General features: G+C 71.8%; 12 protein-coding genes and 1 pseudogene. 8 read left to right on the top strand and 5 right to left on the bottom strand.

Annotated features, from left to right (window positions below):
- Positions 1-31: 31 nt before the first annotated feature.
- Positions 32-895: a helix-turn-helix domain-containing protein gene (locus ACFVYF_RS18250; protein WP_389456428.1), complete on the bottom strand. Its 864-nt coding sequence runs from the start codon at positions 893-895 to the stop codon at positions 32-34.
- A gap of 107 nt (positions 896-1,002) precedes the next feature.
- On the bottom strand, positions 1,003-1,833 hold the full coding sequence (locus ACFVYF_RS18245; RefSeq protein WP_389456426.1) for a helix-turn-helix domain-containing protein: 831 nt from the start codon (positions 1,831-1,833) through the stop codon (positions 1,003-1,005).
- Between the two features lie 222 nt (positions 1,834-2,055).
- On the opposite strand from ACFVYF_RS18245, the gene ACFVYF_RS18240 reads away from it, so the two are divergent.
- Together ACFVYF_RS18240 and ACFVYF_RS18235 are read left to right on the top strand one after the other, a co-directional pair.
- Entirely contained in the window at positions 2,056-2,361 is a 306-nt protein-coding gene (locus ACFVYF_RS18240; protein WP_389456425.1) for a 4a-hydroxytetrahydrobiopterin dehydratase, read from the top strand.
- 591 nt (positions 2,362-2,952) lie between these two features.
- Complete coding sequence (locus ACFVYF_RS18235) at positions 2,953-3,861, top strand: class I SAM-dependent methyltransferase (RefSeq protein WP_389456424.1); 909 nt, start codon at positions 2,953-2,955, stop codon at positions 3,859-3,861.
- A gap of 131 nt (positions 3,862-3,992) precedes the next feature.
- Here ACFVYF_RS18235 and ACFVYF_RS18230 read toward each other — a convergent pair whose 3' ends face one another.
- Entirely contained in the window at positions 3,993-5,270 is a 1,278-nt protein-coding gene (locus tag ACFVYF_RS18230; RefSeq protein WP_389456422.1) for a hypothetical protein, read from the bottom strand.
- 431 nt (positions 5,271-5,701) lie between these two features.
- Here ACFVYF_RS18230 and ACFVYF_RS18225 point away from each other — a divergent pair, with 431 nt between their 5' ends.
- Both ACFVYF_RS18225 and ACFVYF_RS18220 read left to right on the top strand, forming a co-directional pair.
- Positions 5,702-9,364, top strand: a complete 3,663-nt coding sequence (locus tag ACFVYF_RS18225) for a hypothetical protein (RefSeq protein WP_389456420.1) — start codon at positions 5,702-5,704, stop codon at positions 9,362-9,364.
- A 274-nt stretch (positions 9,365-9,638) separates the two neighbouring features.
- Positions 9,639-10,340 (top strand): SDR family oxidoreductase, encoded by a 702-nt coding sequence (locus tag ACFVYF_RS18220; protein ID WP_389456418.1) that lies wholly within the window; start codon positions 9,639-9,641, stop codon positions 10,338-10,340.
- A 147-nt stretch (positions 10,341-10,487) separates the two neighbouring features.
- Here the strand turns inward: ACFVYF_RS18220 and ACFVYF_RS18215 are convergent, their stop codons facing one another.
- Both ACFVYF_RS18215 and ACFVYF_RS18210 read right to left on the bottom strand, forming a co-directional pair.
- Positions 10,488-11,195, bottom strand: a complete 708-nt coding sequence (locus ACFVYF_RS18215) for a glycoside hydrolase family 75 protein (RefSeq protein ID WP_389456416.1) — start codon at positions 11,193-11,195, stop codon at positions 10,488-10,490.
- Between the two features lie 257 nt (positions 11,196-11,452).
- Complete coding sequence (locus tag ACFVYF_RS18210; RefSeq protein WP_389456789.1) at positions 11,453-12,244, bottom strand: aldo/keto reductase; 792 nt, start codon at positions 12,242-12,244, stop codon at positions 11,453-11,455.
- A 389-nt stretch (positions 12,245-12,633) separates the two neighbouring features.
- On the opposite strand from ACFVYF_RS18210, the gene pqqA reads away from it, so the two are divergent.
- From pqqA to pqqE, 4 genes and pseudogenes are all read left to right on the top strand, one after another.
- Positions 12,634-12,774: a pyrroloquinoline quinone precursor peptide PqqA gene (gene pqqA, locus ACFVYF_RS18205; RefSeq protein ID WP_389456414.1), complete on the top strand. Its 141-nt coding sequence runs from the start codon at positions 12,634-12,636 to the stop codon at positions 12,772-12,774.
- An 18-nt stretch (positions 12,775-12,792) separates the two neighbouring features.
- Positions 12,793-13,521: pseudogene (pqqC, locus tag ACFVYF_RS18200) on the top strand (pyrroloquinoline-quinone synthase PqqC); the annotation flags it as partial.
- Positions 13,522-13,751: 230 nt separating this feature from the next.
- Positions 13,752-14,006 (top strand): pyrroloquinoline quinone biosynthesis peptide chaperone PqqD, encoded by a 255-nt coding sequence (gene pqqD, locus ACFVYF_RS18195; protein WP_389456412.1) that lies wholly within the window; start codon positions 13,752-13,754, stop codon positions 14,004-14,006.
- Positions 13,994-15,082 (top strand): pyrroloquinoline quinone biosynthesis protein PqqE, encoded by a 1,089-nt coding sequence (pqqE, locus tag ACFVYF_RS18190; RefSeq protein WP_389456787.1) that lies wholly within the window; start codon positions 13,994-13,996, stop codon positions 15,080-15,082. The genes pqqD and pqqE overlap by 13 nt, the downstream gene beginning before the upstream one ends.
- Positions 15,083-15,121 lie beyond the last annotated feature (39 nt).

Here is a 15,121-nt window from a genome sequence, read left to right as displayed (position 1 = left end):
GGGTCAGGCCGGGCCGGGCGCCGGGCACGGCTCAGTACACCTCGCGGTACTCGCGCAGCAGCTTCTTGGTCCGTTCGGCGGAGGCGGCGCGGGCCGACATGTGGTCCAGCACCTCCAGATGCTGGGAGACCTCGGCACGCGAATCGAGGTAGAGCGCGCCGGTCAGATACTCGCTGTAGACCATGTCGGGCAGCTCGGGCGCCCCGAACCGGAACAGGGTGAAGGACGTGTACGCCCCCGGGTGCGGGCCGTCCGCGTACTCGGCGACCTGGAGCGTGATGTCGTCGCTCTCGGTCGCGTCGAGGAGCCGGTCGATCTGCTCGCGCATGACCGCGCCGCGGATGCTGACCGGGCGGCGCAGCACGGTCTCGTCCATGATCACCCAGAAGTGCGGCGGGTGTTCGCGGGTGAGCAGCTTCTGGCGGGTCATGCGCAGGGTCACATAACGCTCGAGGGACTCGGAGCCCGCCTGCCCGACCGTGCCGGCCTCGAGCACGGCCCGCGCGTAGTCCTCGGTCTGCAGCAGCCCGGGCACGAAGTGCGGCTCGTAGGACCGGATCAGACGGGCGGCGCCCTCGAGGCTGATGTGCATGCTGAACCAGTCCGGCAGGACGTCGTGGAACCGCTGCCACCAGCCCGGCCGGTTGGCCTCCTCGGTCAGGGCGACGAAGGCGGCCACCTCGCCGTCGGGCACGCCGTACGTCGTCAGCAGCACCTGTACGTACGGGATCTTCAGCGCGACCTCGGCCGTCTCCATCCGCCGTACGGTCGCCGGGGCCACGCGCAGCACGCGCGCGGCCTCCTCCCGCTTCAGCCCGGCGGCCTCCCGCAACTCCTGAAGCCGCCGCCCCAATATCACCTGCCCCACGGTGGGCGCGGCCCGCCGCTCACTCACGCCACGCCTCCCCACGCGCCGAAGTACGCGAGCAGTGTGTCATGTTCCCGGGAAACCCTCATGGGGGCGAACGTAGCGAATGAGCTCAAGCGGAACCGGACGGTCCGTCAGATTCCCTGTGAAATAAGGAACTTGGCGGTGGCGGGATCCGCCGGAAGGAACGTCTCGATGGCCAACTCGGCGACCGTCACATCCATGGGGGTGTTGAAGGTGGAGATGGACGAGATGAAGGAGAGCAGCCGGCCGTCGTGCTCGATCTGCATCGGCAGCGCGAAGTAGGGGACGGGCTCGGCCGGCTCGCCGGAATCGGGGCGGTCGGCGACCGGATAGGCCGCCACCTCCTCGTACAGGGCACGCAACGCGTCCGAGCGGTGCAGGGCGATCTGCCGGTCCATCTGCGCGAGCAGGTGGTCGCGCCACTCCCGGTGGTTGCGGATGCGCGGCGCGAGCCCCTCGGGATGCAGGGTGAGCCGCATCGCGTTCAGCGGGGGTACGAGGAGCTGCTCCGGGACGCCGTCCAGGAGCAGGGCGATGCCCCGGTTGGCGGCCAGGACGGTGTACGTGGCGTCGACCACGAGCGCCGGGTAGGGCTCGTAGCCCTGGATCAAGCGTTCCATGCCCTCGCGCAGGGCGGCCATCGAGGGGTCGTCGAGCGGGGTCTCCGGATAGTGCGGGGCGTAGCCCGCGGCCAGCAGCAGGGCGTTGCGCTCCCGGACCGGCACGTCGAGGTGCCCGGCCAGGCGCAGGACCATCTCCTCGCTGGGCCGGGAGCGGCCGGTCTCGATGAAGCTGATGTGCCGGGCCGACGAATCCGCCCGCAGCGCCAGCTCCAGCTGACTCACCCGCCGCTGCTCCCGCCAGCCCCGCAGCAGCGGGCCGATTCCCTTGTCGGCAGGGGCACTTGGGAGCCGGGCGGGGCCGGCCGCGACATTGCTCATACGAGGACCGTAGTCGAGGAGCACGCTGCGGGGACGGTCCGGGGTGAGGGCGTACGCCCCGTGAGAGCTGCCCGCCGGGGCGTCGGCGCCGAGGCCGGCCCCGGGTGTACGTACGACGCCGGCCCTCGGGGACTGTGTCAGGCTGAGGACCAGCCCCGAGGCAGCCGCACGCAGCCGGACGCAGCCGCACGGGCACCCGCCGCCGGACGAAGGAGCGAGGTCATGGCCGTCGAACCGCTGTCGCAGAAGGAGATCGAGGACCGGCTGGCGGAGTTGCCGGGCTGGTCGCTGGACGGGGACCGGCTCGCCCGCTCCTACCAGCTCGGTTCGCACTTCGCCGCGGCCGCGATGGTCGTGCACATCGCCCAGGTGCAGGACGCACTCGACCACCACTCCGACCTCACGCTCGGCTACCACACGGTCTCCCTCGCCGTGAACACGCACAGTGCCGGCGGTGCCGTCACCGACCTCGACTTCGACCTCGCCCGCAGGGTGGAGGAGCTGGCTCCGGGCCATGGTGCGAGCTGAGGCGCTGGGTGGAGGGGCTGGGCCCGGCCGACGGTGCGGGCTGAGGCGCTGGGTGGAGGGGCTGGGCCCGGCCGACGGTGCGGGCTGAGGCGCTGGGTGGAGGGGCTGGGCCCGGCCGACGGTGCGAGCTGAGGCGCTGGGTGGAGGGCTGGCCCGGCCGACGGTGCGAGCTGAGGCGCTGGGTGGAGGGCTGGCCCGGCCCATGGTGCGAACTGAGGCGCGTGCTGGACCACGCGCCCACGGCGACTTCCTCCCCCTCGGCGCGGACACCGAAGTGCTGGAACCGGCCGAACTGCGCGAGCGCATCACACGGACGGTGACCGCGCCGGCGGAGACCTACGGCGCCTGGCCCGACCCACGGCGGGGACCGACCGGTCAGGACAGCAGGCGGGTCCACGAGCACTCGCTCGGGGGTCGCGGGGATGTGCTGGACGCGGTCGCCGGTGTCCGCTGGATGAGGTCGGGGGATGTCTGGACGCGTCGCGGGGATGTCTGGACGCGTCCCCGGGATTTGCTGTTCGAGCAACACGGCTGGCCGTTTCCGGGAGTGGCGAGGCACGCTGGCGGCATCCCGGACGAGAGGCTCGGACCATGCCGCACGATCACCACGGACACGACCACGACCACGACCACGGCCGCACCCACTCCCACGACCACACGCAGATCGACTTCGCCGAGATGCTCCCCCTGCTGGAGCAGGAGGCCGAGTTGTACTCCCCCCTCTACACGCGAGCGGCGAACTGGCTGCGGGAGCTGCGGCCGGAGCCCGAGCTCATCGTGGACGCGGGCAGTGGTCCCGGCGTCGTCTCCTGCCTCCTCGCCGACACCTTCCCGCAGGCGCGGGTCGTCGCGGTGGACGGCGTGGACCCCCTCTTGGACCGCGCCCGGGAGCGTGCCGAGCGGCTGGGCGTCGCCGATCGCTTCAGCACCCTGAGGGTCGAACTCGCCGATGGAATCGGTGACTTGGAGTACCCGGGCGACCTGCTGTGGGCCAGTAGGTCGCTGCATCACGTCGGTGACCAGCGAGCCGCGCTGGCCGGGTTCGTACGGGGACTCGCGCCCGGCGGCACCCTCGCACTCCTGGAGGGCGGGCTGCCCACCCGCTTCCTCCCGCGCGACATCGGCATCGGCCGCCCGGGCCTCCAGTCCCGGATCGACGCCGTCCACGAGCACTGGTTCACCGAGATGCGGGCTGCGCTGCCCGGCGCGGTGGCCGAGACCGAGGACTGGCCCGCCCTGCTGACCGGCGTCGGCCTGCGGTACACCGCGACCCGCAGCTTCCTGCTCGACCTGCCCGCACCGGTCTCCGACGAGGCCCGCGCCTTCGTCATCACCTCCCTCGCCCGCCGGCGCGAAGGCCTCGCCGAAGACCTCGACGCCGACGACATCGCCACCCTCGACCGACTCCTCGACCCGGACGACAAGGCGAGCCTGCACCACCGGCCCGACGTCTTCGTCCTGACGGCGCAGACCGTGTACGTGGGAGTGAAGCCGGAGTAGGCCCCGGGGCCTGGCGGGCCCCACGCCTGGCGGTGCCCATCCCGCACGCCCCGCATTCAGCCCCAGGCGTCGCAGGTCGGCCTCGCCCCCGCCCGGCCCTGCGGTCAGCATCCGCCCGCCCGGCCCTGCGGTCAGCATTCACCTGGGCGCGCGTACAGCGTGATACGGGCGCCCTGCACCCGGCGGGTGACGCAGCCCTCGAAGAACGTCGCCAGGACGTCCCGCTTGACGGCTTCCTGCGCACCGCGGTCCAGAGGCTCACCGTCGGGGTCGCCTACGGCGACGATCCGGGAGCTGTTCAGCATCCGGGCCCGGATACCGGTGGCGGACACCTCCGTGCCGTACAGGGTCCGGGACGCGACGGGTGTGCGGTCGAGGGCGAGATCGTGGAGCCCGCGGACGGCCGCGGGGTAGGGCAAGGACCAGACGCGGCGCCGCTGCGGCATGTAGAGGACGCCGTCGCCCGGCTCGCCCAGCACCTGAATGGCCCGAGCGACGGCGGTGACATCGTCGGTGCGGCTCGTGGTGTCGCGCAGCTGGAGTGTCGTCGGGACCAGGGTGAGGACGGCCACGGCCGCCGCGGCCCGCATCCACCGGCTGGGGCCGAGGCGGTGCAGCGCGGCGCCCATCAGCAGGGCGAGCCCCGCATTGCCGTAGAGGACATAACGGTCCACGTACAGAGGCTGGACCACGGACAACAGCATCAGCAGGACCGAGGGCACGACGAGGAGGGCGAGGGCGAGGCGCCTCAAGTCCACCGGGCGCGTGGGCCGCCGGGGGAGGGTTCGCGCGCAGACCACGCCCAAGGCGCTCACCACCAGGAAGGAGACGTACGCGCCGGCGTCGACCCCGATCCACGCCACCTGCTGCGACTGGCTCGTGCTCAGCGCGGCGAGTGGCGCGAGCGTGACCACCACGCCGGCCGAGGCGATCGCCCAGCCGCGACGGGCGCCGCGGGGAACGGCCATGGCGTGCACCGCGAGCGCGAGGACCGCGAACTCGTGCAGCAGACACGCGGCACTCATCAGCGTGCCGTAACCGGCCCAGTCCCAGCTGCAGGCCCTCCGCGCGGACACCGTCCGCACCAGTGCGTACGTGGCCCAGACGACCAGCGCACACACCATCGCGTACGAACGGCCCTCCTGCGCGTACCGCTGCACGGCCGGCAGCAGCGCGAAGGCGAAGCCCGCGAGGAGACCAGGTCCCGGGCCGGCGAGCCGACTTCCCAGCAGGACCACGCCCGCCGTGGCCGCGGCCATGGCGAGGACCGAGGGCAGTCGCATGACCAGCAGCGGGTCGGCGTAGGTGAGCACGGCGAACAGACCGTGCATGAGGAGGTAGTACGGCCCGTGTACCGCGTCAACCGTTGCGAGCGTGCTCCACAGATCGGGCAGGCTCCGGTGCGCCATGTCGTACGTGACCGCCTCGTCCCGCCACAACGAGCCGTTCCGGCGGATCCCCCACAGGCCCAGGGCCAGGGAGAGGAGAACGGGCAGCGCGAGACGGGGTCCGGGGTGCCTGCCAACGATGCCTGGGTGTAAGCCCGTTGGGGGTGCCGGGCGCCCGGTGATCGTGGGGGCCGGACTCTTGTCCGTGCGGGCGGGCGGACGGAGGGACGGGGCGGTGACGATGAGAGGCTCCGGGGCGTGAGTGCCGTCCGGCGGGCGGACGGCGAAGGGCGTGGATGCCCCGAGTCCAGCCGTCGGCGTATTGATGCGCAGGCCCCAACCGGGCGCCCATCAAAGGGAATCGGGCGTCCGTGGGGCCGGTTCGGGACCGGTCGGCGCGGGAGCGGCGGGCTACCGTGAGCCGGACGTGACCACGGGATGGGGAGACACCGATGGGACGCCGAGAGAAACCGCTGGACCCGGCCGCCGGTCCCGTACAGCGCTTCGCCCACGAGCTGCGCAAGCTCCGCGCGGAAGTGGGTGGGCCCACCTATCGCGAGATGGCTCGGGGCGCCGGCTACTCGGCACCCACGCTCTCCGCCGCGGCGGCCGGGGAACGGCTGCCCTCGCTGTCCGTGGTCCTCGCCTACGTCACCGCGTGCGGGAGCGACCCGGGGGAGTGGGAGCGGCGGTGGCGCGAGGCACTGACCGAGGAGGCCGACGGCCGGGCACCCCAGGACGGCGCGTCGCCGTACCCGGGGCTCGCGCGGTTCGAAGCGGACGACCGGTACCCGTTCCACGGCCGGGACGACCTGATCACCGAGCTGCTCCAACTGACCTTCCGCCGACGCATCCTGGCCGTCGTGGGAGCATCCGGCAGCGGCAAGTCCTCGCTCCTGAGAGCGGGGCTGATACCGGCGCTCCGCTCTGCCGGCGGCGACCAGGCGTGGTTGCCGGAGACGGGACCCACAGCGTCATCGGAGTTCCGCGGGGTCGTTCCGGGCGAGGGGCCGCCGCCGTCCGGGCAGGGTGGCGCCGAGTCGTCTCGGTGTACGGGCCGGCGGGGCGAGCAGCCTGCGCCCGGCGAGGCGTTGGCACAGCGGGGCGGTGGTTCGGCTCCTCCGAACCAGGGCGGCCGGCCCGCTCTCGCGGCCATCCGCGTCTTCACCCCCGGCGACCGTCCCGACCGCAGTCACGCCTCCCTCTTCGTTCCGCATGGCGGTCATGGGGAAACCCTCCTTGTGGTCGACCAGTTCGAGGAGGTCTTCTCGCTCTGCCGTGACCCGACCGAACGGGACGCGTTCCTCGGCCGGTTGCTCACCGCGCGCGAACCGGACAGCCGACTGCGTGTGGTCCTGGCCGTCCGGGCCGACTTCTACGGCCGCTGCGCCGAACACGGTCCGCTCGCCGACACGTTGCGCGACGCGAGTCTCCTGGTCGGTCCCATGGCACCGGAGCGGCTGCGCGAGGCGATCGTCCGGCCGGCCGGTGCCGCCCGTCTCCTCGTGGAACGCGCCCTGACCGCACGGATCGTGGACGACGTGGCGGGCGAACCGGGCGGCCTTCCGCTCATGGCGCACGCCCTGCGCGAGGTGTGGCGGCGGCGGACCGGCAAGACGCTGACCGAGGCCGCGTACGACGCGATCGGAGGCATGCGCGGCGCGGTCGCGCACACGGCCGAGGAGGTCCACGGCACCTTCACGCCCACCGAAGCCGGCGCCGCGCGCGACCTGCTGCTGCGCATGGTCTCGCCCGGCGAGGGCACCTCCGACACCCGTCGCCCGGTCGACCGCAGCGAACTCGCCACCGACCCAGTCACCCAGGTCGTCATTGAACGACTGGTCAGCGCACGCCTGTTGACGGTCGACGGCTCGGTGGTCGAGCTCGCCCATGAGGCGCTGATCACCGGCTGGCCCCGGCTGCGGGGCTGGGTCGACGAGGACCGGGACCGGCTCAGGACGCACCGGCGCCTGACGGAGTCGGCCCAGGCCTGGGCCGAACTCGCCCGTGACCCGGGTGCGTTGTACCGAGGTACTCGTCTCGTAGCGGCCCGCGAGGCCTTCACCGACCGCGATCTGCCGTCCCTCAGCCCCCTGGAGCACGACTTCCTGGCCGAGAGCATCGAGTCGTACGAGCACGGGGCGCGCGCTGCTGTCCGTGGCGCCCGGCGGCTGCGCACGCTCGTGGCCGCTCTGGCCATGCTGTTGTGTCTCGCCGTGCTGTCAGGAACGGCCGCCTGGCGTCAGAGTGGTACGAACGCCCGGCAGCTCGACGAGGCCGAGGCCCGCCGGATCGCCGCCGTGGCCGAGGAGTTGTGGTCGAGCGACCCGCGTACCGCGATGCGTCTGTCGGTGGCCGCCTGGCGGCTCGCGGACCTGCCGCAGACGCGGGCGGCAGTCCGGTCGGCCGCGGGCCGACGGGAAGTGGCGACGTACACTCCGCCCGACGATCCCGCGCTGAACTCTCCGTCCTGGCTCAGCACGGACGGCCGCGTGCTGACCAGGGTGTCGCACGACCGGGTGACCCAGTGGGACGTGCGCACGGAACGCATGCTGCGGTCCGTGCACCTTCCGGGGGTGTCCAGTGGTGTCGTGGACGTGAGCGGCGACGCACGGTCGGTCGCGTACCACGGGCAACAGGACGTCACGGTGCGGGACTTGATCAGCGACGGGGTGATCGCGCGGCTGCCGACGGGAGAACGGGCGGACGACGACGGGACGTTCTCGCCCAGTGGTCGGCTCTTCGTCGACAAGCGGGCCATGGTCGGGGACGCGGACGGCCGGGCACGGGTCCGAGTGTGGGACGTGCGCAGGCGCAAGCTGCTGTTCAGTGGTGAACGGGCCGAGGACGGCGGTCAGTTGCCGGTGGTGAGCCCCGACGACCGGACCATCGCCTGGTGCATTCCCTCGAAGGCCCGGATGGAGATGTACGACATCCGCACCGGCAGCCGGGTGATGGCCGGCTCGCCGCGCCGGACCGGAGAGCGCCTCTGCGGCCGGCCCGACGAGGGTCCCGCCTTCACACCGGACGGCAAGGCTGTCACCGTCGCGAACAAGGACGGTGTTCACACCTGGGACATCCGCACCGGCCATGAGCGCGGGGTCCTCCCGCTGTCGGGCACCGGGCACACGGCCGTCCGGTTCGACACCACCGGCGACTACGCCGTGACCCGGGCGAACGGCGCCTTCGCCGTCTGGCGCACCGACCGTCCCGACCGGCCGCTCATCACCTTCCCCAACGACAACCGCACCGTCATCGACATGCGGCTCAACACGGCGGAGGGGGTGCTGCGCTACCGGGAGGGCAGCCAGACGAACAGCGTCCGCACCCTCTCGCTCAACGGCCTGGTCGACGCCGCGTCATGGCGCCGGAAGTCGCTGGCTCAGGTGGCGTTCGACGAGGAGGGAAGGGTGATACCCGCCCCGCCGCCGTCCGTGGCCGCCCACACCGTCGGCCCTGACGGCACGGTCTTCACCGCAGTCACCACCGACGACGGCATCGAGGTGCGGCGCACCGGCACACAGCCGCGGACCTGGACGGTGGGGACGCCACAGATGGGGGCGGAGGCGATCTCCGCGACGGGACGCACCCTCCTCACCTCGCTCGGTGAACTGATCGATGTGCCAACAGGCCGACGCAGCAAGGCGGCTCTGGGAGAAGGCACGGTGTCCGCGGCCGCCTTCAGCCCCGAAGGACGTCATCTGGCCGTCGCCGCCGACAACGGGCGGATCTCACTCTGGGACGCCCGCGGGCGGCACCGTATCGCCGTCCTGCTCGACGCCGACGACGCCTTGCGGCCCCCCGTCCTGGCCTTCTCCGCCGACGGCTCGCTGCTCGCGGCGGGCGCGGAGGACGGCTCTGTCCGGGTCTGGGAGATCGCGTCGCCCGGACTGCCGCCCGTCTCCCTGGCGGTGGGCGACGGGCCGGTCCTCGCGGTCGGATTCGCCGCGGCCGCAGGGGAGTTGCGCGTGGCCACACCCCATCTGCTCCGGCGGTCCTATCCACTGGCGCCGGACCGGGCCGCCGACGCGGTGTGCGAACGCGCGGGCGGCGGTGCGACCGCGGAGGAGTGGCGTACCCATCTGCCCGGGCAGGCGTTCCGGCGGACGTGCTGACTGCTGGTGCGGGCGATGCCGCCGTCGGACCTTCAGCCGAGGGGGGTGCAGGCGTGCCGTTCTCGGACCGTCGACCGAAGAGGCGCGGGCGTGCCGTTCTCGGACCGTCGCCCGCGCGGGCGTGCCGCACAGGGCCCTTCAGCCGAAGGGGAGTTGAGGCACTCACGCCGACCGCGGAGCCGGAGAGGCGTTGACATCGAGTGCGCTCGAAGTGATGGACTCCCGCCGTCCCCCGGTAGCGGGTGGACGCACTCAGGAACGTATGGGGGAAATCATGACCGACTCACCGGTCGCGCTCATCACGGGCGGCGGAAGCGGCATCGGGGCCGCTGTCGCGCGGCAGTTGCTGAAGGCGGGACATCGGGTGACCGTCACCGGGCGGGGTGCGGAGCGGCTTCGGGGGTTCGCGGCGGAGCTCGGCGACCCGGAGGGTCTGCTGACGGTCGTCGGCGACGCGGCCGAGTACGCGGACGTACAGGCGGCGGTCGAGGCGACCCTCGAGAAGTTCGGGCGGCTCGACGCGGTGGTCGCCAACGCCGGGTTCGCCACCCATGACACCGTCGCCGAGGGCGATCCCGCGGGCTGGCCGGCGATGGTGCTGACCAATGTGCTGGGACCCGCCCTGCTGATCAGGGCCTCCATCGACGCGCTGAAGGAGACCCGCGGGCGGATCGTGCTGGTGGGCAGTGTGGCCGGCCATGTGAACGGGCCGGGCAACATCTACGGGGCGACGAAGTGGGCGGTGACCGGGCTCGCGGAGAACACGCGGCGGCAGGTCACGGACTTCGGGGTGGGGGTGACCCTGATCTCGCCGGGACGGGTGGAGACCCCGTTCTGGGACACCTACGGGAGCCTGCCGCCCGGGCATCTGCTCACCGCCGACCAGCTCGCCGACTCCATAGTCTGGGCGATCGGGCAGCCGAGCGGTGTGGATGTGAACACCGTGGTGATCCGGCCGATCGGACAGGCCAACTGACCGCCTGAATGCCTGAATGCCTGACCGACTGAACGCCTAGCGCCTGACCACCTGAACGCCTGGCCGACTGAACGCCTGACCGACTGAAGCCTGCCGGCCCGGCATCGCGGTGCCGCGATGCCGGGCCGAACCCCTTCCCCGCTCCGGTCAGTTGTTCGCGATGAACTGCTTGGCCAGCGAGTCGCCGAGGGTCACGGCAGCCCCGTGATTCTCGATGGGGGAGACCTGCGAGTTCTTGAACAGGATGTACGTCACGCCGGAGTCGGTGCCGCCGGTCTCCGGGTTCGGGTTGATGCCGAGGGCGCTCGCGGTGGCGTACGAGGCCTCGCCGATGATCTGTGTGGGGCCGGTGTCGCCGACGACGGCGTACTCGACCTTGTTGTTGTAGATCACGGCGACCACTCCGCCGCCCTTGATGCCGGCGCTCGAGTAGTTCCAGATGCTGCTGCTGCTGGGCACGACGACGTAGGGGAGGGTGTCGGCGCGCAGCGGCTGGCCGTTGGACTGGTGGAAGGCGGTGTCGTCCTGGAACCAGGGGTCGGTGCTGCCGTTGCACTTGGTGGTGACCTGGCCGTCGCAGTCGATGTCCATGTCGCCCTTCCAGAACACGGCGCCGTTCTTGCCGCAGACCGGAATCGTGGCCGAAGTCTCCTCGTCGGTGCGGTACTTGCCGTTCGATATCTGCGAACAGGACGTCACCTTGGCCAGCAGGGAGGCCGCGCTGACCGTGCCTTCCTGAGCGGAGGCCGGACCCTTCGCTCCGGAGGAGGCAGCGGTCGAGGACGAGGGGAGCAGGGCGGTGGAGAGCAGCGCGGCGCCGGCGGCCGCGGCGAGGGTCAGTGTTCGAGTGCGCACTGTGGGGGACCCTTCTATTAGGAAAGTTTCCTTACCGGGTGCGGTACAAGGTGGACCCGTTTACATGAGCGCGTCAAGGCCTTCACTTGAGATCGTCCGTCGCCGTGTCCGCCGTCGCGGAATCGCCGAGGTCGCCTCCGCGTGGGCACACAAAAGGCGCCCCGGTGTGAACCGGGGCGCCTTTCGTGCGATCCGTACGGGGTTTTCCGCGGCCCGTACCGCCCGTGGCCGTGACGTCCGTCAGGCCGTAGGACTCGTCAGGACACGTCGAAGGTGGCCGGGTCGGGACCCAGTCGCCGGTCCTCGTTCAGCGCGCTGATCGCGGAGATGTCCTCGTCGTCCAGGGCGAAGTCGAAGACCTCGATGTTCTCCTTGATCCGGGACGGCGTCACGGACTTGGGGATCACGATGTTGCCCAGCTGGAGGTGCCAGCGCAGTACGACCTGGGCCGGGGTGCGTTCGTGCTTGCGGGCGATGGCCACGATCGCCGGGACCTCCAGGAGGCCCTTGCCGGAGCCGAGCGGCGACCAGGCTTCCGTCGCGATGCCGTGCTCCGCGTGGAACTCCCGGGCGGCCTGCTGCTGGAGGTGCGGGTGCAGCTCGATCTGGTTGACGGCCGGCACGACCGACGTCGCCTTGAGCAGCTGCTCAAGGTGGTCCGGGAGGAAGTTGGAGACGCCGATGGCCTTGGCGCGGCCGTCCGCGTACAGCTTCTCGAAGGCCTTGTACGTGTCCACGTACGCGCCCTTGGAGGGCAGCGGCCAGTGGATCAGATACAGGTCCACGTACTCGAGGCCGAGCTTGTCCAGGGACGCGTCGAACGCGCGCAGGGTGGAGTCGTACCCCTGGTCGCCGTTCCAGAGCTTGGTGGTGACGAAGAGGTCCGCACGGGGGACGCCGGAGGAGGCGATGGCCTTGCCGGTGCCCTCTTCGTTGCCGTAGATCGCGGCGGTGTCGATGCTGCGGTACCCGGCCTCCAGTGCCGTGGCGACGGCCTGCTCCGCCTCGTCGTCCGGGACCTGCCAGACACCGAAGCCCAGCTGCGGCATCTCGACGCCGTTGTTCAGGATGATCGGGGGGACCTTGCTCACGAGCTCTCGATCCTTCAGTCGTCGGGTGGTACTCCCATCGTCAACGATCACGGCTCGTGATGCATTCCTGACCGGCGGATTCTCCGGGGGAATTCGCCGTCCGCCCCGCGGACGGCCGCCGCAACATCGTGCGGGCCGCGGTCGCCGGGGCGGGCCTGCACCTGCCGAGGACTCAGGAACGACCAGAAACGGATCCCGCCTTGTCGGTCCGGACCATTGACCGGTTCCCGTCAATTCCGCGACTCTGTATCGCGACACCGGACGCGTCGATGAACCCGGTGCATGCATGTGAACCAGCACCTGTCTGGGCTCTACCCCCCACCTTTCAGGAGAGCAGGTACGCGCACATGAACGAGACGACCCCTGAGGTTCAGCAGACGGAACGGCGCCACCAGGAGGCAGCGGAGGAACGGGTCTGGGAGGCCCCGGGGTATTCGGTCGTGGAGACCGCCCTGGAGGTCACCGCCTACGCCCTCGGCGAGCGCTGACCGCCCGGTGGTCGCAGCGTGACCACGGCATCCGTGCGCGACGACGGCACCGCACCCTGGGGAGCCCCCGAGTTCACCGAGCGGCTGCGGGCTGTCGCCGAGGAGCACTACCACGACCGGCATCCCTTCAACGTCCGTATGCACCAAGGTGAGTTGACGCCCGGCGAACTGCGCCGCTGGATTGCCAACCGCTTCCACTACCAGCGCCACATCCCGGTCAAGGACGCCCTGATCCTCGCCGGGCTCGACGGGCCCGGCCTGCGCCGGGCCTGGCTGCGGCGGATCCGGGACCACGACGGGGACACGGACGGCGAGGGCGGCATTGAACGCTGGCTGCGGCTCGGCGAGGCGGCCGGCCTGGACCGTTCGGTTCTCTGGGACGCGTCCCGGGTGCTGCCCGGAGTGCGGCTCGCGGTCGACGGTTACGTCAACTTCTGCCGGCAGCGCCCCGTGCTGGACGCCGTCGCCGCCTCGCTCACCGAGCTGTCGGCCCCCGGGCTGATGCGGACCCGTATCGCCGCCTTCGAACGCCACTACCCGTGGATCGAGGCCGACGGGCTCATGTACTTCCGGACCCGTGTCGACCAGGGCCGCCGCGACAGCGAGGAAGCGCTCGCCTTTGTGCTCGACCGGGCCCGCACCCGCGAACAGCAGGAACGCGCGGTGGCGGCGCTGACCTTCAAGTGCCAGGTCCTGTGGGCGCTGCTGGACGCGGTGGACCACGCCGGAAGTGCCGGCACCGCCGGGAGTACGCCACCGGCCGCACCGCACCACACCGTCGGCACCGGAACCGCACCACCGGCGGCACCGCACCACACCGCCGGTACCGGAACCGCACCACCGAACGCACCGCACCACACCGCCGGTACCGGAACCGCACCACCGGCCGCACCGCTCCCTGCCGGGGGCGCGCGGGGCGCGCCCGGTCAGGCGTCTCGGGCACCGAGCCGCCCCGCGGCGCGAACCCACGGAGTGTCATGACCTGGCGTCCCGTCCTCGCCCGCTCGGTGATGCTCCGTCATGACCGGGTACGCGACACCGACTTGCTGCTCATGCCCGAGAGGGTCGTCGTGCTGCACGGCACGGCGGGCAGCGTCCTGCGGCTCTGCGACGGCAGTCGTGAGGTGCCCGAGATCACCGCCGAGCTCGGCGAACGGTTCCCCGGCGCGCCGGTGGCCGACCAAGTCCCCGTGTTTCTCCGGGCATTGCGCAAGGAGGGCTGGCTCCGGTGACCGATCCTCCCTGGGCCCTGCTGGCCGAGCTCACCCACGCCTGTCCGCTGCGGTGCGCATACTGCTCCAACCCGGTCGAACTGGTCGGCCGGTCAGGGGAGTTGTCCACGGAGCACTGGACGGACGTGCTGCGTCAGGCGGCCGGCCTGGGCGTCGTCCAGACCCATCTGTCCGGCGGCGAACCGCTGCTCAGGCGCGATCTGGCTCCGATCGTCGCGGCGGCCGACACCGCCGGCCTCTACACCCAGCTCGTCACCAGCGGAGTGGGCCTGCACGAGCGCCGGCTCGCGGAGCTGCTGGACGCCGGCCTGCGCAGCGTCCAGCTCTCCGTCCAGCACGCCGATCCGGCCGCCGCCGAACGCATCGCCGGCGTCCGCTCGTTCGCCGCGAAGGAGCGCGCGGCACGCCTGGTCCGGGCCGCCGGACTCCCGCTCGGCCTGAACGTCGTGCTGCACCGCGCGAACATCGACGCGCTCGACGACCTGATCACCCTGGGCGTCACCTGGGGCGTGGACCGGATCGAGCTGGCCAACACCCAGTTCTACGGCTGGGCACTGCGCAACCGCGCCGCGCTCCTGCCCACCAGGGACCAGGTCGAACGCGCCCGTACGACAGTGGCCCGGTGGCGTGAACGCCTGCACGGGACAACGGAGTTAGTCTGGGTCGCCCCTGACTATCTCGACGGCACCGCGAAGCCCTGCATGGGCGGCTGGGGTGCCGTCTCCCTCACGGTCGCCCCGGACGGCACGGTCCTGCCGTGCCCGGCGGCGGGGTCCCTCCCCGGGCTCGACCCGCCGAACGTGAAGGACCACCGGCTGGACCGGATCTGGCACGAGTCGAGCGCCTTCACCCGCTACCGCGGCGAGAGCTGGATGCGCGATCCGTGCCGCGACTGCGCCCTGCGCGCCACCGACTTCGGCGGCTGCCGCTGTCAGGCGTACGCCCTCACCGGCGACGCGGCGCGTACTGACCCGGCCTGCCGCCTCTCGCCCGACCACCACCTCGTCCGGGACCCGGTGGACCGGACCGAGCCACACACGGACATCACCTACGCCTATCGGGAGGGCGGCTCGTGAGACGACCTCGCGTGCGGGCCGCCACCGCGCTACCGCTGA

The sequence above is a fragment of the Streptomyces sp. NPDC058274 genome, assembly GCF_042881375.1.
GTDB lineage: Bacteria > Actinomycetota > Actinomycetes > Streptomycetales > Streptomycetaceae > Streptomyces.
This window is presented reverse-complemented; position numbering and strand designations above follow the sequence as displayed.

Bases quoted from the DNA above. Each gene is read 5' to 3' on its own strand.
- ACFVYF_RS18210 (WP_389456789.1), bottom strand. From the start codon at position 12,244: ATGCCGCAGCTGGGCTTCGGTGTCTGGCAGGTCCCGGACGACGAGGCG.
- ACFVYF_RS18235 (WP_389456424.1), top strand. From the start codon at position 2,953: ATGCCGCACGATCACCACGGACACGACCACGACCACGACCACGGCCGC.
- ACFVYF_RS18225 (WP_389456420.1), top strand. From the start codon at position 5,702: ATGGGACGCCGAGAGAAACCGCTGGACCCGGCCGCCGGTCCCGTACAG.
- ACFVYF_RS18220 (WP_389456418.1), top strand. From the start codon at position 9,639: ATGACCGACTCACCGGTCGCGCTCATCACGGGCGGCGGAAGCGGCATC.
- ACFVYF_RS18245 (WP_389456426.1), bottom strand. From the start codon at position 1,833: ATGAGCAATGTCGCGGCCGGCCCCGCCCGGCTCCCAAGTGCCCCTGCC.
- ACFVYF_RS18230 (WP_389456422.1), bottom strand. From the start codon at position 5,270: ATGGCGCACCGGAGCCTGCCCGATCTGTGGAGCACGCTCGCAACGGTT.
- pqqA (WP_389456414.1), top strand. From the start codon at position 12,634: ATGAACGAGACGACCCCTGAGGTTCAGCAGACGGAACGGCGCCACCAG.
- ACFVYF_RS18240 (WP_389456425.1), top strand. From the start codon at position 2,056: ATGGCCGTCGAACCGCTGTCGCAGAAGGAGATCGAGGACCGGCTGGCG.
- pqqD (WP_389456412.1), top strand. From the start codon at position 13,752: ATGACCTGGCGTCCCGTCCTCGCCCGCTCGGTGATGCTCCGTCATGAC.